Raw genomic sequence first — 26,237 nt, forward strand, 5'->3', positions numbered from 1 at the left:
CTCTGTTATATTTTATAATTGTATCAACGTGTTCATGAAACCTTTTCTGAGGCAATGAATTTTTCACAGGGTGTGTGGTATGGATGGGCAAAGCTGGCTTGACCTCTTTCAACAAACATTTGATATGATTGATGAAGGAATCTTTATTGTACAGAAGGCTGGCTATAAAATTGTCTATGCCAATCGCAAGGCGATCAGGATTTTTGACCTGAAATCCAAGGACTATATTGGAAAAAACTGTCACTATATCCTCTTTAACAAGCTTACCGCCTGCGCGGACTGCCCCATCGACAGCATGTATCAGACCATGACGCCGCAGATCCGGCATATCGACTACACGGATCACCGTTCATTTCAACGTAACCTGCTTTGCAAATACAGTCCTCTTGACCAGAACTACTTCCTTTTGAGCGTGCTGGATCAGACCCAGGAAAAGAGTCTTATTTCCACAATTACTTCGCAGGCCAAGGAAATGAAGGCCAAGAATGTGGTCCTGAAGCTTCGTCGGCAGGAGCTGGAAAAGAAAAAAACCTTCCTCTCCAGTATTCTCAATGGGGTCAAGGATGGCATCATGGTGGTTGATCGCTCGTACAATGTGGAGATGCACAACCAGACGCTGCTTGATGTCACTCAGATGGAATCCGGATTTGATGGCGTTCCCTGCTACCGGGTGTATCAGCGCAACTCGCCCTGTGATGACTGCCCGATGTTTGACAGCTTTTCCGGGAAAATGGTTTCTGCCCGCCAGGTCATCGATCGCGAAAGTGGCGACGAGAAGAACCTGACTGTCTATTTTTCCACTGCCGATAATTTTCTCATTGAAACGGTCAGGGATACCACCCGTGAAAAGCGCCTGCTGACGATGATTAAGGGGCAGCAGGAGCAGCTGTTTATTGCGAATCGTCACCTTGAAGATGCCAATAATGAAATCACCCAGATGTTCACCAAGCTCAAGGAAACCTATGAGCAGCTGGAGGTTGCCCAGGCCCATATTGATGAAGAGATGCGCCAGGTTGAGGAGCTCCAGCAGAGTCTGCTGCCAAAGGCGTTGCCCAGTAACTCCCTGTACGATATAGCCTCGTTCTATACTCCTGCCGACAAGGTAGGCGGTGATTACTATGATTTCATTGAGCTCAGTAATGGTGAGCTGGGCGTTCTGGTTGCCGATGTCAGTGGTCATGGTTTGCCTGCCGCGGTTATCATGGCAATGACGAGGGTGGTTCAGCGAGCGCTTTCCTATGGTGAGTCGAGCCCGGCAGCCACTCTTGATAAAGTGAACAGCATGCTCTGCGAGAATATCTACACCAATGACTTTGTTACGATGTTTTATATGATTCTGTCGGCGGACGTTGCTCCGGCGCGTTACTCCTCAGCTGGGCACAACCCGCTGTTGCAGTATTGTGCTTCCACTGGAGATATTATCCGTTATACCAGTAAGGGCTTTTTTCTGGGGGCTTTTGATATCGGTGGGTACGAAGAGGATACGATTTCATTTGCTCCTGGCGATATTCTGCTGCTCTACACCGATGGACTTGTGGAGGCCATGAATATTCGCAAGGAGCAGTACGGCTATGACCCGGTTGAGAGAATTCTGCAGGAAAATCACGGCAGCAGTGCTGCACAAATCGTTGAAATTTTGCGGCAATCTGTTATGGAGTTCGTGGATGGTGTCCCTCTCGGGGATGATATGACTCTGGTTGTCGTCAAAATAAATGAAACATGAGTATCCCAAGGAGTAGGTAATGAACAAAACAGTGAAAAACGGCGTTCTCGTCTATCAACTCGCCGGTGAAATTGAGGCCAAGGCCGGAAAAGCCTTGAGCAGCCAGATCAAGACAGACCTGGGGTCAGTAGCACCCAGCGCTTTGCTGAACTTTCAGGATGTCACCTACATGAACAGTGCTGGGCTCCGTGAGCTGATTGATATTGTCAAGTACTGTAACAAGTCGGGGCATAAGCTGAAAATCAGCAACCTTCCCGAGGACATACGGGAGATGTTTGAGTTTACGAATCTCACCAGAGTTTTCGCGATTTTTGACACGGAATCCCAGGCCCTGGCTTCTTACTGAAAAGCTCGCGATTATTGGTGACATATCCGGCTCAGCGCTTTGTCGGCGCCACGCATGATCAGTTGCGATACAACGATACGAGGGGGGTGTTATGGAGTTTTCCATTGAGCGTTCGGGCAATACGGCCACTGTTCTTATCAAGGACGCTTTTCTAGGTGAAAACGCCAAGGGTCTGCTGGCGGCGATAGAGGAGCTGGGGACAATTGATTTGCTCATCATGGATTTTTCCCAGTCAAACTATATTAACAGTTCGGGTATTTCGGCACTGATTGAAATCTACAAGCAGACCAGAGCCCGTAAATACATGGTGCGACTGACGGGTCTTTCCCGGGAAATCCGCGATTTTTTCTTTCACGCACGGCTTGATGAGTTTTTTGCCATCGAAGATGAACTCGAAGGCCTTGGTATTGAGCAGTACGTTGAGCTTTTGCAGGATGATGAGAAGCGCGACCTGGCAATCGACAAACTGGTGGAGATGGATGACGCAGCGGTACTGCCAATGCGCAATGCGATTCATTCGGAAAACGAGCTGATTCGCTCTGGTGCCATTACCGTGTTGGGGAAGCTGGATGATTCCTACATGGCAAGTCGTTTCAGTGACATTTTGCTTCACGATGAGTCTTCTTTCGTGCGTCAGGCAGCTGCCTATGCACTTGGGTTTTTGCTGGATGATCAAACGGTGCCAGCGTTGATCAGCGCCTTGGAAGATAACTTTTCCGAAGTTGCTGAAGCTGCCGCTGCCAGCCTGAGTATATTCGGCTCCGATGAAGTTCGCGAGCAGCTTACCGGAAAACTTTTCCATGAAAATCCGCGGGTGCGTGGAGTCGCCGCCCAGGCTTTGGGAATGATTTCCGATAAACGTGTTCACAAGTCTCTGGAGAGTCTTGTGGGTGATGCTGACCCCTGGGTTCGCGTGTGCGCTGTCCAGGCTCTGGGCTGGATGCGCAGCCACCCCTCGGTAACGGTGCTCATAGAAGCCTTGGGTGACAACGACATGCGTGTGCGGGAAGCGGCAGCCTCAAGCCTTGGCCGCATTAAGTCGCCAGATTCCATTGAGCCACTTGGGAAAAGTCTTTTCGACGAAAACATGTGGGTCGCCTACTTCGCGGCCAAAGCACTGGGTCAGATCGGTGATAAGCACGCCATTGCTCCGCTTATGCATGCCTACAAGACCACTTCCCACGAAAACATTAAAATCGCTGTTCTGTACGCTCTGCGCGAGTTGACCGCAGTTGAAGCCAGTGAAGTGTATCTGGATGCATTCCGTTCACGCAATGAAGATCTTCGCAAAGAAGCACTCATGTGTCTTGGGAAGGTTTTTCATCAGGATCTGCCTGCTATTTTGCGCAAGGCGCTCAAGGATATCAACTGGACTGTCCGTTATGCGGCGCTGGAAATCATCACGCTCCACCAGTTGCGCGACATGGAGGAGGATCTGAAGCTCTGCCTGGCCAATGAGTCTGAAGACATTGTGCGTAATCAGATTGCGAAAGCACTGACTCATCTTGCGCGCAGGAGTCAGCCATGAGCATACTGACGGCACAGGTCATCAAACTCACCGATGAAGAATACAAGCTGATTCGGGATATGGTCTACGAGTACTGTGGCATCTACTTCCAGGAGCACAAAAAGTACATCATAGAAAATCGCCTTTCGCGTAGACTCAAGCAACTGAATTTTACGTCATTTAAGGACTACTACTACTTCCTCAAGTATGATCGGAAAAAAGACGAAGAATTAGTTGAGATCATGAATCTGCTGACCATTAACGAGACCTATTTTTTCCGTGAGCTTGGTCAGCTCAAGCATATGATCAGTGTGGCGATTCCTGAGCTTGTGAAGTCCAAAAGTGATCGTGTGCTGCGTATCTGGTCGGCGGCCTGCTCTACGGGCGAAGAACCCTACAGCATCAGCATCCTGCTTAAAGACAGTGGAGTGCTGCCCGCGGGGTACCGCGTGGAGATCTATGGCACGGATCTCAGTCAGGATGCTGTTGCCAAGGCAAAGGCTGCGAAATACCGCAAGATTTCCTTCCGCAGTACCGAACCTCAGTACATGAAATATTTTCGCGAGCAGGATGCGGAGTTTACCGTGAACGCGGATGTGCGCCTGCCAGTGAAAATTGACCGGGGCAATCTGCTGTTGCCGGCGGATACCGGTCGTTACCGGAATATGGATATTGTGTTTTGTCGTAATGTCCTGATCTATTTTGACAAGGAGTCTAAACGCAAGGTGATTGAGAACCTGGCAAATGCCTTGCAGCCACAAGGGTATCTCTATATTGGCCATTCTGAGACACTTTTTGGCATCAGTGACGCCTTTCGCATGAATAATTTCGGTGAAGGGATCGTCTATATGAAGAAGTAGCAGAGCCATCACTCAGGTGGAGGCGCGCTGGCGGAGGTGAACGATGTCCCTCAATATCGGCCCCATAAATCACATGCAGATACTTGCCAAAATCAATGTAGCTGAGCGTCTGCATGACCAGATGGAGAACCGCCAGCGCTTCGTGATAGAAAAAATCATTGCCGAAAAGGTTCAGGAGAACGAGAAAGAGCGGATGCAGACGGTCAAGGAGCTGGAGGAAACGGAAAAAGCCGGTCCCGGTGATCGCGATGCCCGTGAAAAAGATGAACGCAATCCCAGGCAGAAGAATAAAGGGCAAAATCAGCCTGACAGTGGTACTATATCCGAAGAAAATCGAGGCCGCGATGGACATATTGATTTCCTGGCCTGAAAATGAGGGAGTGAGTTATGCTGTCACCCGGAACGCAAATTGAGCTGGCACTGCGCACGGTTCAGGGTCTTGAACTCTGGTGCTCTGCCACGGTAGATAAGGTCAGCGAATCCGTGGTTCTGGTGCGCCTGAATACACAGATTGCCATGGACTACGGGAATATCTCCAGCAGTGAAGACTATCCGGTGACGGTGAATGTCATAGACGGTGAGGTTCTCGTGACCCAGGAGGGGCGGATCGCCGGCAAGCTGCGTGACGAAGTCTATGGAATACGACTCGTGGGCGAAGCGACCCGCCATGAATATACTTCCATAGAAGATCGCATCAAGGTTCACTACAAGCCACTTTCTGAGCAGGAGTACTATGCCACCCGCCCGGAAATGCGCAGCTATCGGACACCTCAGCCCAACATGCCAAAATACCTTGATGCCAATGATGATATTCCCCAGTCGCTGATGAAATTCATTGGCGATATAAATTATAAGCTCGACCGTATCCTGAACCTTTTGGAGTCCCATTCTTCGGAAAAACTGGTGATCAAGGATTTTTTTCACACCAGCCGTGTGGGTGGAGGGTTTCTGATTGGCGAAAAAGGTGAAGTTGGCAGCGCCTATCTTCTTCAGATCAAAATTCCCATCTACCCCTACCACGAGTTCTACGCCATTGGCAAAGGCGTTCCCTTCTCCGGGGGAGCGACGGGAATCCTCTTTACCTATATCAGTGAGGATGACCGCGAAGAGCTTATCAAGTATGTCTTTGAGCGCCAGCGGGAAATTCTGAAGTCCAAAAGGAAGCAGTAATGTTTCACAGCCCTGTATTCCTGTCTGTGATGATTCTGGCGCTGTGCTTTTTCTTTGTGGTGGTGCTTTACCTGCTCTGGGCCTTCGGGAAAATGCGCCAGTCCATGGGGCACTATTCGCTCTATGAGCTTGAAAGCCTTCATGACTCCCTGGAGGCGCTTCTGATCAAAGCCGATGAATCTACTCTCAACCTCACCGATGAAATCAAAAAACAGGAATTTATACTGAAACAGCTTCTGGATCTTGTGGACAAGCGCAAGGCTGAGCTGGAAGCCCTTATTCAGCAATCCGATGATGTGCAGCAGGCGGCAAGAACGCCCAAAACCGAAGATATCAAAGAAGATGTGGCCTTCTATATGCAACGGGGCTTTACGCCACAGGAGATCGCCAAGAAACTCGGCAAAACCGTCAGCGAAGTCACCCTGCTGTGCCGGGTGCTCGAATCGCAGCAGGCCACAGGGAATTCTGGTAAAGAAGGCTGATCAGCGGTGGATATTCTCCCCTCCCTTGTTCGCCAGCTGGAGACACTGCAGCAGACCCACAATGTCCGGCTGAGTCCGGGTGAGAAGCTGGATATCCTGGTGCGGGGGATGCGCAGCTCCCATGAGGTGTCACTTTTCCTGCGCGGACAGGAGGTTACCGCGCGAACTGAGACACCGTTGCAGCCGGGCCGATATCAGGTGCTGGTGCAGTCTCTGCAGCCAGCTCTGACACTGAAAATCCTTCCTCAGCTGCCCACGGCGGTGCCGCCCTCCCTCAGTGCGCTGCCAACTCCCAGTCTGCTTTCCAGCCATCCTCTGGCAACACTCCTGCAGCTTCCGGCAGTCTCTCCCTCACTTCCCCTTCAGCTGCCCGGAGGGCAACTGATTCCCGAAGAAGCCAGCCTGCTTCGTGGGAGCCGGCTCTCACTGGAAGGCTTGATTCGGGACCTGCAGGCGCCTGGTATGACGGCGAAACCCGCAGTTGCCAGAAGTACCGCCGAGCAGCTTCAGCATCTGAGCGTTCACAGCGGCATGCTGATGGAAAATCACCTGCTGACCGGGAGTCGTCCGGTTGTGCAGGATCTGAAGTTTCAACTGCTTTTACTGGCCGGGCGCTATGCCAACAGTGAGCGACTCGTTGACACTATCCGCCAGCGTCTGCAGTTTCTGACGCGGGAGCAGGTGGCGAATCTCATCCTGAACCAGGACGGGATATTTTTGGTGGAGATTCCCCTGGATACCGCCGATCAGCTCAGGCGCCTGCGTATGCGCCTGCAGAAACGCAAAAAAGAGGCGCGGGGGATTGACTCGGATATCCTTTCCCTGTACATGGAGTTTTCCCGTTTGGGGGAAATCAAGGTAAACTGTTTTCAGCGCGATATGGGAATTGATATTGTGGTCTTTTCCAATGAGCGCAAAACCGTACAGTCCCTGGAGCAATCCCTTGAGGAGCTCAGGGGAGCCATCGAAATGGTTGTGCGTCGACCGGTGCGCTGTGCCGTGCACTATCGCGAGGAGAACCTCTTTCAGGATTTTGACGAAAACCTCGTGTTGATCCGTGCCATCAAATCCTGGCCGTCCGATGATGAAGAGCACCAGTAATATCGAGAAAGAATATGGAGTACAACGTATGGGTTTCACCTGTGGAATAGTGGGCCTGCCCAATGTAGGCAAATCTACCATCTTTAACGCACTCACCAAGGCGGGAGCCGCCAGTGCCAATTACCCCTTCTGCACCATCGATCCCAATGTGGGCGTGGTGAGTGTACCCGATCCTCGCCTGAACACCATTGCGGCTATGATCAATCCCCAGCGCATTGTGCCCACCACCATGGAGTTTGTGGATATCGCCGGACTCGTTAAGGGCGCTTCCCAGGGTGAAGGCCTGGGGAACCAGTTTCTCTCCCATATCCGCGCCGTGGATGCCATTGCCCACGTGGTACGTTGTTTTGAGGATGAAAATATCACCCATGTCAGTGGCGGCATTGATCCGGCCAGGGACATGGAGATCATCAATACCGAGCTGATTCTCTCTGACATGCAGTCGCTGGAACGCCGCATGGAGCGTTTGACCAAAATGCTCAAAGGCCCACAGGCCAAGGAGGTCACCCGTGAACTTGCGCTGGTGAAGCGCCTGCACGAGCACCTTAATGAAGGGAAAATGGGCTTTGAATTTGAGGTCGCAGATGACGAGCAGCCCATGCTGGCAGGTTTTCAGCTGATGACCACAAAGCCTCTGCTCTACGTCTGCAATGTATCCGAGGATGATATCCTCGACCCCGACAAGAACCCCTTTGTGCAGATGGTCAGAAAACGCGCCGCCCAGGAAAATGCCGGCGTGGTGATTCTCTCCGGGAAAATTGAAGCGGAAATTTCTGAACTGGGCGAAGAGGAGGCCAGGGAGTTTCTGCAGGATATCGGCCTGAGTGAAAGTGGTCTCAATGCCCTTATACGCGAAGGCTACCAGCTGCTTGGCCTGATCACCTACTTCACCGCCGGAGAGAAGGAAGTGCGCGCCTGGACCGTTCCCCGTAACACCAAGGCGCCCCAGGCCGCCGCCGTGATTCACACCGACATCGAGCGGGGCTTTATCCGTGCCGAGGTTACCAGCTTTGCCGACGCGGTCACCTGCGGCAATGTGAAGAAAGCTGCCGAGCAGGGGAAGATGCGCCTGGAAGGCAAGGACTACGAAGTGCTGGATGGAGATATAATTTACTTTCGGTTTAACGTTTAGCCATCTTCCTGAAAATACCCCAAGACAAGCAGTCAATTGGAAAACCTGCCGGTGCAAGGTGCCCGCAAGTGGTTTTTTATTAGCCTGTTTGTAGCCATTCACGGGTACTTTGCGTTTTTTTTCAGCAGGAGCGCCAGTATTCCGAGAGCGAGCCCGGATGGCGAGCGGCAGAGACGGAGGTCCTCGGACGAAAGTGAGTGTCTCTGGGAGGAATGCTGGGGCGAGTACCAACACACCGTAAATAGTTACGCCGAACGTAGCAATAACTTTTCTCGGGAGCACCTATGCACATGGAAAAACTGATTGAAAAAGCCTCTGTCCTGATGGAGTCCCTGCCCTATATCAAAAACTTCTATGGCAAGACCATCGTCATCAAGTACGGCGGCCATGCCATGGTGGACGATGAGCTGAAAAAGAATTTTGCCCTTGATGTGATTCTCATGAAATACATTGGCATCAATCCGGTGATTGTCCACGGAGGGGGGCCCCAGATCGGCGAAACCCTCAAGCGCATGGGCAAGGTATCGGAGTTTGTCAACGGCATGCGTGTGACGGACAAAGACACCATGAGCATTGTCGAGATGGTGCTGGTGGGCAAGGTGAACAAGGAGATCGTGGGTCTGATTCACCAGAACGGCGGCAAAGCCGTTGGGCTTTCCGGCCGCGATGGGCAGTTGATACGCGCGAAAAAACACTATGTGAGCAAGCCGGGGCCCGCTGATCAGCGGCCGGAAATCATCGATATCGGTATGGTGGGAACGGTGGAGGCCGTCAATGTGGAGGTGCTCAACCACGTGGGCAACGGGGGCTTTATTCCTGTGATTGCCCCGGTTGGTGAAGGCGCTGACGGCAAAGCCTACAATATCAACGCCGATTTTGTGGCCGGCGCCATCGCCGCCAAACTGCAGGCCGCGAAAATGGTTCTGCTGACCGATATTCAGGGGGTACAGGGGGCGGATGGTAACCTGATCACCTCTCTGACGCTGCCGCGCATTGACGAGATGATTGCGGAAGGCGTGATTCACGGTGGCATGATTCCCAAGGTGGAAGCGTGCCGTATCGCCCTTGACGGCGGGGTGAACAAGGTTCACATTATTGATGGGCGCGTTCTCCACTCCGTGCTGCTGGAGATTTTCACCGATCACGGCATCGGGACGCAGATCGTGCGCGAAGCGCGCAGCTGAACCGAGGCGCGTTTCTCGGGGAGGTCGCAGATGGATCAGGCTGCCTGTTGGTCGGTCTGTTTTCAAGCGAAAAAGTCGGTAAACCTGTGATATGGGTATCCAAAAAAGCCTTCACCAGAAAATGGTGAAGGCTTTCGTTTTCGAGGACTTTTGCCGTTGCTTTGTCAGATATCCAGGTTGCGCACATTCAGAGCGTTATCGTAGATAAACTCGCGGCGGGGCTCAACATTGTCACCCATGAGGATCGTGAAGGCACCGTCAGCTTCCACCAGGTCATCGATGCTGACCTGCAGGAGTGAACGGTTATCGGGACACATGGTCGTGTCCCACAGCTGGTCGGCGTTCATTTCACCGAGACCTTTGTAACGTTGAATACCAACGCCCTTCTTGCCGCGTTCCACCACATAGTTCTTGAACTTGAGGTAGGAACCGAGTTCAACGGAGCGATCGCCATCCTTGACCAGAAAGGGGCTGCGTCCCATGGACTGGCGCAGGTACTGGTAGATGTCACGCAGTTTGCGCAATTCCACGCTGGAGGCTATTTTGTTGTTGATGGTCATGGTGGTGCGGTAGCTGTACTCTTCCCGGGTAAAGGTGATGTCGTAGGACGAGGTATCCTCGTTGAAATCCACGCTGAACTGTTCAGGACGATGGCCGTAGCGGCTGACGCAGCGCTCCACGATATCGCGGGCCGACTGCTCGTTGCGCAGCTCTGTCTCCACGGCTACCGCGTTTTTGGCCAGCTCTTTAATAAAGAAGATGTCAAATCCTTTTTTCTGGTAAAGGTGCAGCAGGCGCTCCGCTTCCACGATCCGGCGGATATATTCCTTGCACTGTTCGGCGGTGATCGTCTTGCCTTCTTCGTCTTTGAGTTCGACGTTGTCGAGCCCAAGGTCGATCAGGTAGTCCTGCAGCTGCTTTTCGGTTTTGACATACATTTCCTTCTTGCCCTTCTGAATCTTAAAGAGGGGTGGCTGCGCGATGTAGAGGTAGCCCCGTTCGATGATTTCACGCATCTGGCGGAAGAAGAAGGTCAGCAGCAGGGTCATGATGTGGGCACCGTCGACGTCGGCGTCCGTCATGATGATGATCTTGTGGTAGCGGATTTTGTTGATGTCAAAGTCATTCTGGCCAATGCCCGTTCCCAGTGCGGTGATCAGAATCTTGATCTCCTCGGAAGTCAGCATTTTATCGAAGCGGGCCTTTTCCACGTTCAGGATTTTTCCCTTCAGGGGGAGGATGGCCTGGTTGCGGCGATCGCGTCCCTGTTTGGCGGAACCGCCCGCCGAGTCACCTTCCACTATGTAGAGCTCACTTTTGGCAGGGTCTTTTTCCGAGCAGTCCGCCAGCTTGCCTGGCAGAGAGTTTCCTTCCAGTACGCCTTTGCGGCGGGTCAGTTCGCGAGCCTTGCGGGCTGCTTCGCGGGCGCGGGCTGCGTTGATGGCCTTGTTGAGAATCTGTTTGGCCACATCGGGGTTTTCCTCAAGATAGGCGGCAAATTTTTCCCCGAAAATGGACTCCACCACGCTCTTGGCCTCGGTGGTTCCCAGTTTACCCTTGGTCTGCCCTTCAAATTGAGGGTCGGGGATCTTGACGCTGATAACGGCTGTGAGCCCTTCGCGGATGTCGTCGCCAGAGAGGGTGATCTTTTCGCTGCCCTTTATCTTGGCGGTGCTGATATAGGTGTTGATGCAGCGGGTCAGTGCCGACTTGAACCCCACCAGGTGCGTTCCACCGTCTACCGTGTTGATGTTGTTGGCGTAAGTGAAGAGGGTTTCCGCGTAGGTATCGTTGTATTGCAGGGCGATTTCCACAATGATGTCGTTCTTCTCGCCGGCCACGTGCACCGGTTCGGGGTGCAGCGTCTGCTTGTTCTTGTTGAGGAAGGTGACGAACGAACGCAGTCCGCCTTCATACAGGAACGTGTTGGTCTTCTCCACGCGCTCATCGGTGATGATGATGGTCACGCCGGCGTTGAGGAAGGCCTGCTCCCGTAATCGGTTGGAAAGTATTTCATAGCTGAATTCGGTGGTTTCGAAAATCTGAGAATCGGGAAGGAAGCGAATCTTTGTGCCTGTACTGCGCGTTTCGCCGACCACTTCAAGGGGCTGCTGGGGGAAACCGCGACGGTAGGATTGGCGGTGAATTTTTCCATCACGCTTGATTTCCAGCTCCAGTTCTTCGGAGAGGGCGTTGACGACGGAGATACCAACGCCGTGCAGGCCACCGGAAACCTTATAGGAGGAGCTGTCGAACTTTCCGCCGGCATGCAGAACCGTGAGGACCACCTCTGCTGCTGAGCGGTTCTGCTCCTTGTGGAACTCAGTGGGAATGCCCCGCCCGTTATCCGTTACCGTTATGCTGTTATCGGTGTGGATTACCACTTCGACGGTATCGCAGTGTCCTGCCAGAGCTTCATCAATGGAGTTGTCAACGACTTCGTAGACCAGGTGGTGCAAGCCCGTTATTCCCGTTGAGCCGATGTACATCCCGGGACGCTTGCGAACGGCCTCCAGACCTTCGAGAACTTTGATGCTGTCGGCGCCGTATGCCTGCTGGGTCATCCAGATACCTCTTCTGTGTAAATCTTTTTTGTGAACACTCTATCATATAGCAGTCCTGTGTTTTTTGCCAGCGAAGATGTCTCTCCCCTGTTAAAGGGAGTTGCGGTGCGTGGGGTCGGCAATTTTTCCCTTGCATTTGCCCCTGGATTTTATTATATCAGTGCTGGCACTCGCCGTGGTTGAGTGCCGATAATCGGAACTCATTATCATATCTTCATTCAGGAGGCATACGAATGAATATTCGTCCATTGCAAGACCGAATCATCGTCAAGCGCATCGAAGCAGAAGAGAAGACTGCCAGCGGAATCATCATTCCCGATACGGCCAAAGAGAAGCCCATGGAAGGCAATGTCATGGCAGTTGGCCCCGGCAAGGCACTTGATAATGGCAATACCATTGTTCCTACGGTAAAAGCTGGTGACAAGGTGCTCTTCAGCAAGTACGCCGGCACCGAAGTGAAAATCGACGGCCAGGAGTACATCATCATGCGTGAAGACGATATCCTGGGCGTTATTGAAGGCTGATCAGCCATCACATTCTTCGTACACTCCATTCTATTTTGAGGTGATTATTTATGGCTAAGCAGATTATTTTTGGCGAAAAAGCCCGTAAGACCATACTTCAGGGTGTTGATGCCCTGGCGGATACCGTAAAGGTAACCCTCGGCCCCAAAGGTCGCAATGTTGTTATCGAGAAGAAGTTCGGCGCCCCTCTGATCACCAAGGATGGCGTGACCGTTGCCAAGGAGATTGAACTTCAGGACCCTTTTGAAAACATGGGTGCTCAGATGGTCAAGGAAGTTTCCTCGAAAACTTCCGATATCGCTGGTGACGGAACGACCACTGCCACCATCCTGGCCCAGGCCATCTACCGCGAAGGCATCAAGAACGTCATCGCCGGTGCCAACCCCATGGAGCTGAAAAAGGGTATAGATGCCGCCGTTGACGTGGTGGTGAAGAACCTGAAGGACATCAGCAAGGAAATCAACAGCAAAAAAGAGATTGCCCAGGTGGGAACCATCTCTGCCAACAGTGATGAAACCATTGGGGAAATCCTGGCCGAGGCCATGGAGAAAGTCGGCAAGGATGGTGTCATTACCATCGAGGAAGCCAAGTCCATGGAAACTACCCTGGAGACGGTTGAAGGCATGCAGTTTGACCGCGGCTACCTCTCCCCCTACTTTGTCACGGACTCCGAAAAGATGGTGGCACAACTGGAAAATCCCTTTATCCTCCTCTACGACAAAAAAATCTCCAGCATGCGCGATCTTCTGCCCGTGCTTGAGCAGATTGCCAAAACCGGCAAGCCCCTGCTGATCATCGCCGAAGATATTGACGGTGAAGCATTGGCCACCCTGGTGGTCAACCGCCTGCGCGGCGTGCTCAACGTGTGCGCTGTCAAGGCTCCTGGCTTTGGTGATCGCCGTAAGGCCATGCTGGAAGATATCGCGATCCTGACCGGTGGCGAAGTGGTCTCCGAAGAGCTTGGCCACAAGCTGGAGAATGTTACTCTTGATACGCTTGGTCAGGCCAAGTCCGCCAAGGTTGACAAAGAAAATACCACTATCGTTGATGGCGTTGGCAAAGCTGATGATATCAAAGGCCGCATTGCCACGATCAAAAGGCAGATCGAGGAGACGACCTCCGAGTACGATAAGGAGAAACTGCAGGAACGTCTTGCCAAGCTGGCAGGAGGCGTAGCGGTTATCCAGGTGGGCGCTGCCACGGAAACTGAGATGAAAGAGAAAAAGGCCCGCGTTGAGGATGCCCTGAACGCAACACGCGCGGCCGTTGAAGAAGGAATCGTGCCTGGCGGCGGCGTTGCCCTGCTGCGCAGCGTTCCCGCTGTTGAAAAGGTTCTTGATGGCCTGGAGGGCGACGAAAAAGTTGGCGCCAGAATTATCGTGCGCGCCCTGGAAGAGCCCATCCGTCAGATCTGCAGCAATGCTGGTCTTGAAGGCTCCATCATCATCAACAAGATTCTTGAGCAAGGCAACCTGAACTACGGTTTCGATGCCCGCAAAGAGATCTACGTGGATATGATTGAAGCTGGTATTATCGACCCCACGAAGGTTGGACGCACCGCCATCCAGAACGCGGCCTCCATCGCTGCTCTGATGCTGACCACTGAAGCCTGCATCTCCGACATCCCCGAGAAGAAGGAAGCCGGTATGCCTGGCGGAATGGGCGGAATGGGCGGTATGGACGGCATGGGGATGATGTAATCCCCTTTGTCTGCCCCTGACTCATAATTGGTAAAGGCCAGCCGGAGTGCTCCGGCTGGCCTTTTTGCGTCCCTGCCATTGTACAGCAGGGGCAAGTCTGCTAAGCTGGGAGCCATTTCTGAAACAGGCATTTTCACGGGAAGGGTCGCCCCATGCATGATATTAAGGAAACCATACACGAAGTTATTTTTGCGGTGCTGCCCATTGCCTGCGTGGTTATCCTGATGCAGTTCACCATCATCTGGCTTCCCATGGAAACCTTCCTGCAGTTTCTGGCGGGGCTGGTCATGGTGACCCTGGGGCTCATGTTCTTTCTGGTAGGTGTCCAGGTGGGTCTGCTGCCTGTCGGGGAGATGATTGGCTCGGCCCTGCCCCGCACCGGTAAGGCCAGTCTGGTGATAATCTTCGGCTTTATTCTGGGGTTTGTGGTGACGGTGGCGGAGCCTGATGTACGCGTGCTGGCTATCCAGGTGGACATAGTCTCGGACGGTCAGATTGGCAAGAATCTGCTGATCTATACCGTGGCCCTTGGGGTAGCCTTTTTTGTCGGCCTGGCCATGTTGCGCATTATCCTGAATATTCCCATAACCTATCTGCTCGTCGGAGGCTACGGAGCAGTATTTCTGATGGCATCATTTACTCCGGCCCACTTTATCCCCATTTCCTTTGATGCCGGGGGAGTTACCACCGGCCCCATGACGGTGCCCTTTATTCTGGCTCTGGGCGTTGGTGTGGCATCGGTACTGCGGGGGAAAACCGCCTCCAGCGATGGATTTGGCCTGGTGGCCCTGGCATCCATTGGCCCCATCCTGGCGGTGATGCTGCTGGGGGTATTCTTCACATGAATATTCAGATCTTCGCCGGATTTTCTCACGTACTGACCGAAGTCGCCTTTGCCCTTATTCCCCTGCTGGTTCTGTTCATGATCTTTCAGTTTTTTTTCCTGAAATTGCCCATGCGTCGGCTGGTGGATATCTTCAAGGGCATGATACTGACCTTTATCGGCCTTGCCCTGTTCCTCCAGGGGGTACACATCGGCTTTCTGCCTACCGGAGAGTATATGGGCGCCATCATGGGGGCCTTCAGGCATAACTGGGTGCTGATTCCCATCGGGTTTGTGCTGGGGTTTGTGGCCACTTTTGCCGAGCCGGCCGTGCGCATTCTCAACATTGAGGTGGAAAAGGTCTCCAGTGGCTACATTCCCCGCAAGGTCATGCTCTATACCCTCTCCATTGGCGTTGCGCTTTCCATCGCCCTCTCCATGGCCCGCATGCTGTTGGGAATTCCCCTGTGGTACATCATTATTCCCGGCTACCTGCTGGCCCTGCTGATGATTCGCTATTCCACCAAGACATTTACGGCGGTGGCTTTCGACTCTGGCGGCGTAGCCACGGGCCCCATGACCGTTACCTTTATTATGGCCATGTCCGTGGGAGCGGCCACGGTGATGGAGGGGCGCGATCCCCTGCTGGATGGCTTTGGCATGATTACCCTGGTGGCCCTGGCCCCCATTCTTTCCGTTCTCACACTGGGACTGCTGTATCGTCGCAGTGAAAGGCAAGGAGACAAGGCATGATTAACCATAAACTCCTGGTGACTATTGTCAAGAAGGGCCTGTCGCAGAAGGTCATCAAAGCCTCTAAACAGGCGGGTGCCGAAGGTGGGACCACCATCCCCGGCAAGGGCACGGGTCTGGCCCAGAAGAATTTTTTGGGTTTTTGTATTGAGCCGGAAAAGGAGATTATCCTGACCCTGATTTCAAAAGAAGTGATGAACGGGGCCCTGGAGGCCATTGCCCGGTCGGCTGAGCTGGATAAGACCGGAAATGGGATTGCCTTTGTGATTGATGTGTGTCAGGTGATCGGCATTGCCCACCTGACGGAAGCGTGTGAGCTGAGCTGCAGTGCGGGAGGATGTATGAGTAATACCGGATATGAGCTTATTGTGACGGTGGTCAACAAGGGCAATGCGGAAATCGTCGTGGATGCCACCAAGCGGGCAGGAGCTCAGGGTGGGACAATCATTTATGGACGTGGAACGGGAATTCACGAGCAGGCGAAGCTCTTCTCCATTGCCATAGAACCGGAAAAGGAGCTGGTGTTGACCCTGATTGAACGGGCCAGGGTGCAGGATGTGCTGAGTGCCATTCAGGAAGATGTGGCCATCAACGAACCTGGCAGGGGAATCTCCTTTGTGTTGCCTGTGGAGCAGACCATGGGCATCAAAAGCCATGCTGCCGCCCAGGTTGTTTCGGAGTGCAATGGCTCCGAGTGATGCGCCCTGGCCGTAGTCACCTATGCTGACTTGCTCTGACGGCGAAGCTGGGTGAGCTTTTCAGCGTGCTCTTCATCAAGGAAGACCCGCGCGCAGGTGAAAAAATTCATGATGCAAGGATGCTTTACGCGATAGTAAATTCTGTGACCACACCTCTGAGCGGTGACAATGCCAGTAGAAGCCAGGATGCCGAGGTGGCGGGAAATGGTTGACTGGTCATAGGACGTCATATCCACTATATCCTGTACGCACACCCTTTTTCTGGCAATGAGCTCCAGGATAAACAGTCGTGTTGGGTGTGCAAGTGCCTTTGCCACTTCACCAATTAAAGTATACTGTCCTCGATACTCCTCCATATTTCTCCTCCTTACTCAACTTTCGCACCTTGTTGTCTTGGGTTAAGGTGTTGTTATCCCGGCGTTTATCGCGCGGAAACCGTATTGATTCTGAATGCTTGACTTATCTGGTATTCCATTTTTCGTCTCCGGATATTGTCTTTTCTGACCGCGCAAAAAGGACACAAAAACGCGCCCCCGAACGCCCGTTTTTCCGGATCGCCTGCTCGCCTGTCCTGGAGATCCGGCAGCAGGCTGCTCAAAGAGGCCCATCTGCTGCGTTGCCGGGCATCGCTCGTCACTGCGACGTACAGGAAGTACGCCTTCTGCCATTCCAATATGGTATCAGTGTCGACGCCGACAACCTGCCGTTTCGGGGGTGCGAAACTTCAGTCCTTAGTTTCCAGAACTTGTGCGTCTGCCCTGGGTTCCCATGGAAAAGAACAGGGCGCAGCTTTTGCCAGAGCTTTGTCTGCACACATCAATGCACTCACCACAGTTATGACACAAGGGATCGTGGCCCTGGCGACGGGGGTCCAGCCCCATGGGGCAGGCACTCTGGCACTGTCCACATTGCGTGCACTGGGTCGGATCCAGAGTAATGTGTATTCCGCGCTGGGTTTTAAAGGCACTCAGGCAGGTTCCCGTGGGGCAGAAAAGGCGGCACCAGAAGCGTGGCCGCAGCAGTTCAATCATGATCAGGGCGAAAATCAGCGCCATTTCAAAGGTTATATAGCCGAACTTCACCAGCACCAGTGCCTGGGAGGAAAGAATCCCCGGAGGGAGAATCAGATTCAGCACCGGTACCCCGGCGACTCCTACTAAGACCATTCCCGCCAGCAGGAAGCCAAAACGAAATGCATTGGCGCGCCGGGATGGGCACATGGTTGAAGCGTTGTGCTCTGGAAGGCCCAGTTTTCTTCTCAGGGCAGCAATGCCATCGCTGATGAGGTAGTAGGGGCAGGCCCAGCTGCACCAGACCCTGCCGAGGATTACCATGAGCAGCAGAGGAATGGCCAGGGAGGCCAGCATGGCAGCTGAAATGCTGGTGGATGCCAGCATGACCTGGAAGATGGCAATGGGATCAGCCATAGCCAGCTCCCCGATATCCAGTGAGTAGAAGGTGCCCTTGGCAAAGTGGATTTTGAGGGTGTTCAGAAAGGGGATCAAAAAGATGAAGAAGACCACGGAAAACTGCACCAGCCTTCTCCAGGTGGTAATATTGGACCAGTCGGGCAGTGCTGGCCGATAGTGAAATCTCATGTCTTATTCCCACCCCTCGACGGATTCCTGAACCTGAAAGTCATATTCAAAGGTGGGCTTCTGCCCTTGAGGTGAGAGCTCCTGTTTGCGTTGCAGCAACTCTTCCCGATGGTAGATGCCGTCCGCTGGACCATGGGATGTGTCCGGGCTGGTACGGCGGCTGCGCAGGTGGTACATGCCGCTGCGCAGATCGTCCACCATGCCCTCTGTGATGATCTGCATGGATTTTGGCCTGGTGGGGCATTTCTCCACGCAGGCCCCGCAGCCAACGCATTCATCGGTAATGACAGGCAGGAGGCCATTCTTAAGGATAATGGCTGTGTCGCGCAGGGGACAGACGTTGAAGCAGACGTTGCAGATCATGGCGCTGCCATCGCGGGAAACGCCCTGCAGCTCATCCTGCTCATAGATATAGTTCAGGCAGGTCTTTTCGTTGATGCGGGCAATTCCCATGCGCACCTGCAGGGGCCTGATGACGTGGGGGTCCAGCGCCCCCGTTGGGCAGACTGGTGGGCAGAGCATGCACAGGTAGCAGCCACGCTGCTGGGCGTACACATAGGGAGTGCCGATCTGCAGGCGATCATAGTAGCTGGAGCGCTGGATGGAGGAGTAGGGGCAGACCTCGATACAGCGGGCACAGCGAATACACAGCTCCATGAAACGCTCCTCTTCCACGGCACCCGGCGGGCGCATGCGATCGGCAGCGAAGTCATCCTTAAAGGGGTTTTCGTTGAGCGCAGAGCGCAGCCACTGAACCAGTCCACTCATTAGATGGCCTGTTGATTCGCGCTGCAGAGTGCTTCCACGTCATCTTCAAAGTGAAAGGCGTGGTGGGCCACGTCGAGAACGCCTTCTTGTTTACTGATCTCTTCGTGCAGGCGCTCGATGTCCTTGCTGTCCTGGGCCTCGAATATGGCTACCAGCTGGAGCCTGTCGTCGGACACACCGTGGATCTCCACGCGTCCCGACTGGCAGAGGGCGCGTGCAATCTGTTCATTAAAGGGATTTTTCAGGCTGATAATGCATGCGGAAAGTACCATTGCGTCCTCCGGGGATAATCCCGCCCCCCCCAGCCGGGGGGCGGGAAAAGGGTTACATGAACCGGCTGTTCACGTCGCGGATGATGTAGCCGTCAGCCACATCCTGGGGGCCGCTGACGCGCTGAATTTTTACGGCAGCGATTTTGTACTCGGGTTCAGCTGATCCGGGGTCCACGGCGTCGTTGCACACAAAGTTGCACATACGGCTGATTGCCTGGTCGTGCATATGGGTAAAAAGCACGCCGGGCATGGTTCCGTCGGTAATCCTGGCGGGCAGGGTCACCTCGCCGCGACGGCTGACCACCTTTACCATGTCGCCCATGGCAATGCGGTTGCGACGCGCATCGTCGGGGTGGATTTCCAGATAGTCGTTGGGATGGGAGCGGGCAATTTCCGGAATACGCATGGTCATGGTTCCGGTGTGCCACTGCTCCACCGTTCGACCGGTGGTGAAGAAGAAGGGATATTCGCGATCAGGCATTTCCGCCGCCTCCTGATAGGGGCGCACAAAGATGTTGGCCTTGCCTTCCTTGCGAGCGTCCTCATAAAAGTAGACGGTGGCTTCAGACGGGATGGTCCCTGCTTTCTGCAAACGCTCCATGTGGGGATCCATGCCCTTGACGTAGCGCTTGTAGGTGCCGGGGTGATCGATGCTGGGTACAGGCCACTGCAGGCCGGTTTTCGACTCACGCAGCCGCTGGTAGGTGGCGCCCAGGAGGGTGTGGCCAGTGTCCTTGGTTATCTGTACATAGTCATTCCAGGCCTTTTCGCCAGCTTTCATGGTGTCTGCCTCATTCCAGGGAAGCAGCTTCTCGTGGCCCATGCGTTTGGCCAGCTGGGCCACGATCCACAGATCGGCCCTGGCCTCTCCGGGAGGGTTGACCGCTTTCTCCGTGAACTGGCTGCGGCGTTCGGAGCAACCATAGACGCCGCCCTTCTCGTACAGGAAGGCCGCTGGCAGGATGACATCGGCAAACTGGGTGGTGCGGGTGGGGAAAATATCCAGCACCACCAGGAAGGCGTCATCCATGCCCTTCAGGTATTTGTTGAGGTTGGGCAGACTCTGGGCAGGGTTGGTGGTGCAGACCAGCATGGCTTTAATGGGCTTGTTCGGGTCGTTTTCTGCGCCCAGGCTTTCAAACATCTTCATGGTGGGGAAGCCGGGTTTGGGATCGATAGTGCCAGGGGGGACCTTCCACATTTTCTCCACATGGGCACGCCAGGCGTCGTTAGCCACTGGCTTGGTGCCGGGCAGCAAGTGGGAAAGGGCACCAGCTTCGCGCACACCACCACAGGCATTGGGCTGACCGGTCATGGAGAAAGGATCCGCTCCCGGCTTGCCGATATTGCCCGTCAGCAGGTGCAGGTTGTGGATCAGGTTGTTGGCCCACACGCCACGGGTGCGCTGGTTCAGGCCCATGCACCAGACTGACATGGAGGCACCACTGGTGGCAAACCACTGGGCGGCCTGGCGGATATTTTCGGCAGGGCAGCGGGTAATTTTCTCCACCGCTTCTGGATTGAACTGCTCCAGGAACTTGCCATACTCTTCTAAGGTCAGGGCCTTGCTGCCATCGGTAATGCGAGTGTGGCGCTCCACGAAGCCCTGGTCAATCCAGTTGTTCTTGATGATCTCGTGGGCCATGCTGTGGAAAACGGCCAGGTCTGTGCCCGGATCAACGGGAAGCCACAGATCGGCAATGCTGGCTGTTGAGGTCTTACGCGGCTCGCAGACAATGATTTTCACATCAGGGTTATTGCGCTTGTGGCGCATGATGCGACGAAATCCCACGGGATGGCACTCGCTCATGTTGGAGCCAACAATGAACAGGCACTTGGACTTTTCAAAGTCGGCATAGGCTCCGGCGGGCTCATCAGCTCCATAGGTACTGATGTAGCCGCCAACGGCGCTGGCCATACACAGGCGGGGATTTCCTTCTACCATGTTACTGCGGAAACCGGCTTTCCAGAGCTTGTTGAATGAGTAGGTCTCTTCGGTGGTGCACTGGCCCGAGCCGTAGTAGGCCACGGAATCCTTACCATGCTTTTCGTGGAAATATTTGAACTTGCTGGCGATCAGGTCGAGGGCCTCATTCCAGGAGGCGCGCTTGAAGTTGCCATCGCTCTGACGGATGAGGGGATGGGTCAGGCGGTCGGGATGGTACATGGACTTGTAGGCCAGGAAGCCCTTGACGCACAGGAAGCCGAAGTTGGTCTGGGCATCGGGGTTGCCCTTGATGGAGACAACCTTCTCGCCTTTGACGCCCACATAGACGCCGCAGCCGTAGCCGCAGAATCGGCACACGCCCTTGACCCACTTTTCCACGCCATCGTCCTGCATGGTCTGAGCCAAAGATGAAAAAGATACACCTGAAGCAGCAACCGCGCTGGCTGCCATGGACATCTTGAGAAAATCTCTGCGTTTCAGTGACATAGGGAACTCCTTGTAGATTTTCCTGGTGAGCGTCAGCGCAGGTAGTGGGTGCGGTGCGCCCTGTAGCTGTGAGTGGTGTGGCATGACGTGCAGTTTCGACGCTCCGGGGCGGTTGCTACCTCAGCCGGGTGACAGCCTCGGCACGACTGGACAGGTGGGCTGGATTGAAAATTCGCCTCGTCACCGTGACAGGTGGCGCAGGTGACTCCCGTCATTCCGTGGGCGCTGGTTTGCCATTCTTGTACCACCGCTGGTGAAGATTTCTCGTGGCAGCTCATGCAGTCCGTGCTGTTCATGGGGACCGGGTGCCTGGAAGGGGTGCCTTGGGCCCATGCCATGCCTGCCGCGAGCAGTACAAGGGCACAGGCCAGTCCTACAGTCTTTCTCATTATCTCCTCCTTGGAAACTGTGCATGCGCTTGGGAATGTGCATGCATTCACAGCCTGGTAGAGCATTTCTGATGCCAATTGAAGACGATACGCCCTGCCCTCGCCCATGAGGCTCTGGGAAAGCTTTCGCGATGGAAGGACCCTTGACGCTTGATGTCTGATGCGGGAGAAAATGTGGCAGGCGAGAAAAAAGGTGTCGGTGAATTTATTCACAAGACCCATCGCGTTTTTTTCTTCATTGCGCTGGGGAAATTTTGTATACTGTATACAGGTATCTTCTTAAGCTGGCCATTTAGCAGGGGTAAGAGTGCTGTGTGTGCTCTGAAAGGGCCTGTGGTGGTATTCAATGGCTCTATTATGGGGTTGACAGTTTTTTTGCGGCTATGGTACAAGCCGTATGTTTGTGAAGGAGAAGACAGGCTCTCAAAAGGTGGTTTTGTCATGAATAAAAACCATCAGGGTTCAGGTCGGGGGGCATTCGCCAGGCAAATGGCCCAGGCCAGCTCCATTGGCATTTCCTTCATACTGGCATTCGCGCTCTGTGTTTTTCTGGGGTATCAGGCAGACCTGTGGTTTGGTTGGCATCCCTGGGGGAAAATCGCGGGTGTCCTTTATGGAGTGGCCGCGGGAGTTCGCAATATGTGGGTGCTGGCAAAGCGCTATGGCGGAATGGATGATCACAAGAATGAAACTCCCAAAGACCCTTGAGGGGCAGGCGGAACTCTGGTTGTGGCTCAGTGCGCTGCCAGCTGGTGCGCTTCTTTTTTATTCGCCGCAGGCGGCCCTGAGTTTTGGTATAGGAGCCTATACCTTTACCTTCTTTTTTCGACAGATCCGGCTGCAGGTGCAGAAGGTGTTTGTCGATGAGGGGTGTGGCGCCGCCGAAGGGAAGGCCAGCCTGATCGGGGGTTTTTTGTTGCGGTACGCCCTGTTGGGGATTTTCCTGGTTGTGGTTCTTGTTACCAAGGTGGTTTCCATTGCATGGGTGCTCGCTGGCCTCTCTTTCTGTGTCGCTTTTTTGCTTTCATGGTCTGCATTGTATTTCTATAGAGAGAAAAATACGGTTAGGGGAGATGGTTAATGAAGGAATATCTCTTATTGCACAGTGAAGCTTTTCCCGCTTGGCTCAGCAAGGACGTCGTATATACATGGGCGGTTATGGTGATTGTCCTTGGGCTTTCCTGGCTTGCTACCAGAAAAATGGCGGAAGTTCCCCGTGGCATTCAGAACGTTTTTGAGACGGTTATTGAACTGCTGCAAGGAGCTGTGCGTTCCAGTATGGGTGCGCGCGGTGACTATTTCCTTCCTCTGATAGCCGGTTTTGCCTTCTATATATTCACGTCGAATATTGTTGGCCTGCTGCCGGGCTTCCATCCCCCCACGGCTGGTCTGAATACCACGGCCTCGCTTGCCATTATCGTCTTTGTTCTTACCCACTACTATGGAGTGAAAACCCAGGGCGCGTGGAATTATATCAAGCACTTTGCGGGCCCTATTCCCGCCATGGCCCCTCTTATGTTCCCCATTGAAATTGTCGGGCATCTGACCCGCCCCGTCAGCCTGAGCCTTCGTCTGTTTGGTAACATGATGGGTAAAGAAAAAGTTCTGCTGGTTTTGCTTATGCTGGTGCCCTTTTTTATACCCATGATTATCATGGGCCTTGGAGTGCTGGTAGCTGTCATTCAGACCGTTGTTTTCTGTCTGCTGGCTATGATATACATTGGCAGTGCCATGGAAGATGCCCATCACTGACAAATCAGTTTGTTATGCTTTGATCATAAAATCATTGATTATTTTTAAGGAGGACTTTTATTTATGCTGAAGCGAATTCTGTTTACCGTTGCTTTCGTAGCAATGGCCTCTTCTGCCGCCCTGGCCGGTGAAGGTGGAAGTGGAAGCGCCATGGTATTGACGGCTATCATGATTGGCGCTGGTATTGGTATGGGTCTTGGTGCACTGGGTACCGGTATCGGTATGGGTAATGCTATTCAGGGTGCGACTGAGGGTATTGCGCGCAACCCCAATGCTTCCGGTAAAATCATGACTGCCATGATCATCGGTCTGGCCATGATCGAGTCTCTGGCGATCTATACTCTGGTTATCGCCCTTATTCTCCTCTTTGCCAACCCTTACTCAGCTGCATTTTTCGGTTAATCTCTCATTTAGCCGTTTTAGTACAGGTCAGGGAAACATCAGCGACAGTGTTCACACTGTCGCTTTTTTTCTTTTGAAAATTCCCCGAACATTGTATTATTTGTGAATACATTAACCAAGAGCAGGAGGGCCGCAGCATAATGAAAATTCCCGAAGCCACCATAAGACGACTCTCCACCTATATTCGAGTCCTTGATTCTCTGGAAAAAAAAGTCAACGGAAGTCATTTCCAGTGGGGAGCTCTCGACACTGTGTGGCTACAACTCTGCCCAGATTCGCAAGGATCTTGCGTATTTCGGTGAAATGGGAGTGCGTGGCGTTGGGTACTATGTCTCCGAACTCAAGCACGAAATTGAGCACATCATGGGGCTGAAAAATATCTGGAATGTCGCCCTGATTGGCGTCGGTAATCTGGGTCACGCCCTGATTTCCTATAATGGTTTTCGGAAGTCCGGTTTCCACGTGCGGCTGGCCTATGACCGTGATGAGAACAAACTGACCGGGCTGCCCCCGGAAATTCAACCCGTGACCTGCATGGAGCAGCTGGGGGAAGCGCTTAAAAAGCAGAAAATTCAAATAGGCATTATTGCCGTTCCGCCCGACTCGGCCCAGAATGTGGCGAACCTTCTTACCAGCAATGGAATTCAGGGAATTCTGAATTTCACGCCTATGCGCATCAAGGTTCCCGAAAATGTGAAAGTCAAGTACGTCGATTTTACCATTGAGCTGGAAACCCTTGCATTTTACCTGTCAAAGAAATAGAAATATGCCGTGAATTTCTCAGTAAAGGATATCCATTGAAAACAATACCAGAACTTGTTATCGGAAAATTGCGTCCACGCTATCCCTTGCTTCAGGGTGGCATGTCGGTTCTCGTCTCGAATCCCTCGCTCGCCGCTGCTGTCAGTAATGCAGGCGGCATAGGTACACTTGGCGGGACCGGGGTCAGCCCCGAGCTTCTCTATAAAATGGTGCAGGAGACAAAAAAACTGACCAGCGGTATTGTCGCGGTCAACATCATGGTTGCAGCGAACCATTTTCTTGAGCTGGTGCAGGCCGCCATTAAAGGTGGTGTGGATATGGTGGTTGCAGGCGCAGGTATCTCCAAGCAACTGTTCCAGATCTGCCGTGAAGCCGATGTGGAAGTGGTGCCGATTGTGTCGAGCCTGCGTATTGGGCAGTTTGTGGAAAAAATGGGTGCCAGTGCCATTGTTGTGGAAAGTGTCGAAGCCGGTGGTCACCTGGGTACGGAACTGACCCTGGACGAAATGTTTGCTGAAATCAAACAGGGAATGAAGATCCCCGTTATCGCTGCCGGTGGACTAACTGATGGCAAGGATGTTGCCCGCATGTTCCGACAGGGTGCCGATGGGGTCCAGCTGGCAACCCGCTTTGTGCTCAGTGATGAATGCGACGTGCATGAAAACTATAAGAAAGTCTATCTGAATGCGCGCGAAGAGGATATTACGACGATTCTCAGCCCGGTTGGCTATCCGGGGCGGGCCATTATTACCCCCTTTGTCGAGCGTTTTCTGCGCGATGGCAAGGTACCGGTGAAATCCTGCAACCAGTGTCTCAAAAGCTGCAGTCACACATTCTGTATACGGGATGCCCTGATCAAGGCGCGCGATGGAAATATTGAGGAAGGCCTTTTCTTCGCCGGGAAAAATGTGCACCGTATCAAAGAGATCAAGCCGGTTGCCCAGATCGTCGAAGAGATAATGGGCGAAGCTCGTGATATCCTCGCTGCCGAGGCGCAGTGATTCAGAACCATTTTGGCTCTGGGGCAGCTGGCAAGCAATATTTTTGCTTTACAAAGATCTTCGTCTTTGCTAGCTTCCCTCTGTTTGCAAAGGGCGATTAACTCAGCGGGAGAGTGCTACCCCGACACGGTAGAAGTCACTGGTTCAATCCCAGTATCGCCCACCATGAAAGAAACAACCGTTCACACGTTCTGTGTGGGCGGTTTTTTTATTGCCGATACCCGAGGTTCAGCGCAAGCAAGTGCAGGCTGGAAAGCGTGTGGGTATATTTTGCACAGGTGTGCAAGGTGGA

General features: G+C 53.4%; 27 protein-coding genes and 1 tRNA gene. 22 read left to right on the forward strand and 6 right to left on the reverse strand.

What is annotated here, in order from left to right; genetic code table 11:
- The first annotated feature begins 79 nt into the window (after nucleotides 1-79).
- The 10 genes from SELIN_RS03745 to argB all read left to right on the forward strand — a co-directional run bounded on the left by SELIN_RS03745 (nucleotide 80) and on the right by argB (nucleotide 9,505).
- A complete protein-coding gene (locus SELIN_RS03745; protein ID WP_013505364.1) occupies nucleotides 80-1,723 on the forward strand; it encodes a SpoIIE family protein phosphatase in 1,644 nt (547 codons plus the stop codon).
- Between the two features lie 19 nt (nucleotides 1,724-1,742).
- Nucleotides 1,743-2,069, forward strand: coding sequence for an STAS domain-containing protein (locus SELIN_RS03750; protein WP_013505365.1), 327 nt, complete (start codon nucleotides 1,743-1,745; stop codon nucleotides 2,067-2,069).
- Between the two features lie 91 nt (nucleotides 2,070-2,160).
- The gene (locus SELIN_RS03755; protein WP_013505366.1) at nucleotides 2,161-3,597 is read left to right on the forward strand and encodes a HEAT repeat domain-containing protein; all 1,437 of its coding nucleotides are present in this window, start codon (nucleotides 2,161-2,163) and stop codon (nucleotides 3,595-3,597) included.
- The gene (locus SELIN_RS03760) at nucleotides 3,594-4,436 is read left to right on the forward strand and encodes a CheR family methyltransferase (RefSeq protein WP_013505367.1); all 843 of its coding nucleotides are present in this window, start codon (nucleotides 3,594-3,596) and stop codon (nucleotides 4,434-4,436) included. Before SELIN_RS03755 ends, SELIN_RS03760 begins: the two co-directional genes overlap by 4 nt.
- 43 nt (nucleotides 4,437-4,479) lie before the next feature.
- Nucleotides 4,480-4,806: a hypothetical protein gene (locus SELIN_RS03765; protein ID WP_013505368.1), complete on the forward strand. Its 327-nt coding sequence runs from the start codon at nucleotides 4,480-4,482 to the stop codon at nucleotides 4,804-4,806.
- A 17-nt stretch (nucleotides 4,807-4,823) separates the two neighbouring features.
- Nucleotides 4,824-5,606 carry a PilZ domain-containing protein gene (locus SELIN_RS03770; RefSeq protein ID WP_013505369.1) on the forward strand — a complete coding sequence of 261 codons (783 nt, stop codon included), beginning with the start codon at nucleotides 4,824-4,826 and terminating at the stop codon, nucleotides 5,604-5,606.
- Complete coding sequence (locus tag SELIN_RS03775) at nucleotides 5,606-6,088, forward strand: nucleotide exchange factor GrpE (protein WP_013505370.1); 483 nt, start codon at nucleotides 5,606-5,608, stop codon at nucleotides 6,086-6,088. Before SELIN_RS03770 ends, SELIN_RS03775 begins: the two co-directional genes overlap by 1 nt.
- A 6-nt stretch (nucleotides 6,089-6,094) precedes the next feature.
- Nucleotides 6,095-7,189 (forward strand): hypothetical protein, encoded by a 1,095-nt coding sequence (locus SELIN_RS13780; protein WP_013505371.1) that lies wholly within the window; start codon nucleotides 6,095-6,097, stop codon nucleotides 7,187-7,189.
- Nucleotides 7,190-7,217: 28 nt separating this feature from the next.
- Nucleotides 7,218-8,321: a redox-regulated ATPase YchF gene (ychF, locus tag SELIN_RS03785; RefSeq protein ID WP_013505372.1), complete on the forward strand. Its 1,104-nt coding sequence runs from the start codon at nucleotides 7,218-7,220 to the stop codon at nucleotides 8,319-8,321.
- 290 nt (nucleotides 8,322-8,611) lie between these two features.
- Nucleotides 8,612-9,505: an acetylglutamate kinase gene (argB, locus tag SELIN_RS03790; RefSeq protein ID WP_041726478.1), complete on the forward strand. Its 894-nt coding sequence runs from the start codon at nucleotides 8,612-8,614 to the stop codon at nucleotides 9,503-9,505.
- 164 nt (nucleotides 9,506-9,669) lie between these two features.
- Here argB and gyrB read toward each other — a convergent pair whose 3' ends face one another.
- Nucleotides 9,670-12,069 carry a DNA topoisomerase (ATP-hydrolyzing) subunit B gene (gene gyrB, locus SELIN_RS03795; protein WP_013505374.1) on the reverse strand — a complete coding sequence of 800 codons (2,400 nt, stop codon included), beginning with the start codon at nucleotides 12,067-12,069 and terminating at the stop codon, nucleotides 9,670-9,672.
- Between the two features lie 233 nt (nucleotides 12,070-12,302).
- Between gyrB and groES the strand changes: the two genes are divergently transcribed.
- The 5 genes from groES to SELIN_RS03820 all read left to right on the forward strand — a co-directional run bounded on the left by groES (nucleotide 12,303) and on the right by SELIN_RS03820 (nucleotide 16,567).
- Nucleotides 12,303-12,593 (forward strand): co-chaperone GroES, encoded by a 291-nt coding sequence (groES, locus tag SELIN_RS03800; protein ID WP_013505375.1) that lies wholly within the window; start codon nucleotides 12,303-12,305, stop codon nucleotides 12,591-12,593.
- A 50-nt stretch (nucleotides 12,594-12,643) separates the two neighbouring features.
- Nucleotides 12,644-14,293 (forward strand): chaperonin GroEL, encoded by a 1,650-nt coding sequence (gene groL / locus SELIN_RS03805; protein ID WP_013505376.1) that lies wholly within the window; start codon nucleotides 12,644-12,646, stop codon nucleotides 14,291-14,293.
- Between the two features lie 152 nt (nucleotides 14,294-14,445).
- Nucleotides 14,446-15,138, forward strand: a complete 693-nt coding sequence (locus SELIN_RS03810) for a DUF1538 domain-containing protein (protein WP_013505377.1) — start codon at nucleotides 14,446-14,448, stop codon at nucleotides 15,136-15,138.
- Nucleotides 15,135-15,869: a DUF1538 domain-containing protein gene (locus tag SELIN_RS03815; RefSeq protein WP_013505378.1), complete on the forward strand. Its 735-nt coding sequence runs from the start codon at nucleotides 15,135-15,137 to the stop codon at nucleotides 15,867-15,869. The genes SELIN_RS03810 and SELIN_RS03815 overlap by 4 nt, the downstream gene beginning before the upstream one ends.
- Complete coding sequence (locus SELIN_RS03820) at nucleotides 15,866-16,567, forward strand: P-II family nitrogen regulator (protein ID WP_013505379.1); 702 nt, start codon at nucleotides 15,866-15,868, stop codon at nucleotides 16,565-16,567. The genes SELIN_RS03815 and SELIN_RS03820 overlap by 4 nt, the downstream gene beginning before the upstream one ends.
- A 20-nt stretch (nucleotides 16,568-16,587) precedes the next feature.
- On the opposite strand, the gene SELIN_RS03825 is transcribed toward SELIN_RS03820, so the two are convergent.
- The 5 genes from SELIN_RS03825 to SELIN_RS03845 all read right to left on the reverse strand — a co-directional run bounded on the left by SELIN_RS03825 (nucleotide 16,588) and on the right by SELIN_RS03845 (nucleotide 21,639).
- Entirely contained in the window at nucleotides 16,588-16,923 is a 336-nt protein-coding gene (locus SELIN_RS03825) for an ArsR/SmtB family transcription factor (protein WP_013505380.1), read from the reverse strand.
- 375 nt (nucleotides 16,924-17,298) lie between these two features.
- Complete coding sequence (locus SELIN_RS03830; protein ID WP_013505381.1) at nucleotides 17,299-18,165, reverse strand: 4Fe-4S binding protein; 867 nt, start codon at nucleotides 18,163-18,165, stop codon at nucleotides 17,299-17,301.
- Between the two features lie 3 nt (nucleotides 18,166-18,168).
- Nucleotides 18,169-18,933 carry a 4Fe-4S dicluster domain-containing protein gene (locus tag SELIN_RS03835; RefSeq protein WP_013505382.1) on the reverse strand — a complete coding sequence of 255 codons (765 nt, stop codon included), beginning with the start codon at nucleotides 18,931-18,933 and terminating at the stop codon, nucleotides 18,169-18,171.
- Nucleotides 18,933-19,205: a chaperone NapD gene (locus SELIN_RS03840; protein WP_013505383.1), complete on the reverse strand. Its 273-nt coding sequence runs from the start codon at nucleotides 19,203-19,205 to the stop codon at nucleotides 18,933-18,935. The genes SELIN_RS03835 and SELIN_RS03840 overlap by 1 nt, the downstream gene beginning before the upstream one ends.
- Before the next feature lie 52 nt (nucleotides 19,206-19,257).
- Nucleotides 19,258-21,639, reverse strand: coding sequence for a molybdopterin oxidoreductase family protein (locus SELIN_RS03845; protein WP_013505384.1), 2,382 nt, complete (start codon nucleotides 21,637-21,639; stop codon nucleotides 19,258-19,260).
- A gap of 563 nt (nucleotides 21,640-22,202) precedes the next feature.
- On the opposite strand from SELIN_RS03845, the gene SELIN_RS14490 reads away from it, so the two are divergent.
- The 7 genes from SELIN_RS14490 (at nucleotide 22,203) to SELIN_RS03885 (ending at nucleotide 26,111) form a co-directional block, all read left to right on the forward strand.
- Nucleotides 22,203-22,736 carry an AtpZ/AtpI family protein gene (locus tag SELIN_RS14490; protein ID WP_198007118.1) on the forward strand — a complete coding sequence of 178 codons (534 nt, stop codon included), beginning with the start codon at nucleotides 22,203-22,205 and terminating at the stop codon, nucleotides 22,734-22,736.
- Nucleotides 22,702-23,109 (forward strand): ATP synthase subunit I, encoded by a 408-nt coding sequence (locus SELIN_RS03860; RefSeq protein ID WP_013505387.1) that lies wholly within the window; start codon nucleotides 22,702-22,704, stop codon nucleotides 23,107-23,109. The genes SELIN_RS14490 and SELIN_RS03860 overlap by 35 nt, the downstream gene beginning before the upstream one ends.
- A complete protein-coding gene (atpB, locus tag SELIN_RS03865; protein ID WP_013505388.1) occupies nucleotides 23,109-23,780 on the forward strand; it encodes a F0F1 ATP synthase subunit A in 672 nt (223 codons plus the stop codon). Before SELIN_RS03860 ends, atpB begins: the two co-directional genes overlap by 1 nt.
- Nucleotides 23,781-23,930: 150 nt before the next feature.
- Nucleotides 23,931-24,182 (forward strand): ATP synthase F0 subunit C, encoded by a 252-nt coding sequence (atpE, locus tag SELIN_RS03870; protein ID WP_041726484.1) that lies wholly within the window; start codon nucleotides 23,931-23,933, stop codon nucleotides 24,180-24,182.
- Nucleotides 24,183-24,374: 192 nt separating this feature from the next.
- On the forward strand, nucleotides 24,375-24,944 hold the full coding sequence (locus SELIN_RS03875) for a redox-sensing transcriptional repressor Rex (RefSeq protein WP_198007120.1): 570 nt from the start codon (nucleotides 24,375-24,377) through the stop codon (nucleotides 24,942-24,944).
- Between the two features lie 35 nt (nucleotides 24,945-24,979).
- Nucleotides 24,980-25,945, forward strand: coding sequence for an NAD(P)H-dependent flavin oxidoreductase (locus SELIN_RS03880; protein WP_013505390.1), 966 nt, complete (start codon nucleotides 24,980-24,982; stop codon nucleotides 25,943-25,945).
- A gap of 91 nt (nucleotides 25,946-26,036) precedes the next feature.
- Nucleotides 26,037-26,111: transfer RNA gene (locus tag SELIN_RS03885), tRNA-Val, on the forward strand.
- The last annotated feature ends 126 nt before the right edge of the window (nucleotides 26,112-26,237 follow it).

Origin of the sequence: Desulfurispirillum indicum S5 (genome assembly GCF_000177635.2) — a bacterium.
Lineage (GTDB): Bacteria > Chrysiogenota > Chrysiogenetes > Chrysiogenales > Chrysiogenaceae > Desulfurispirillum > Desulfurispirillum indicum.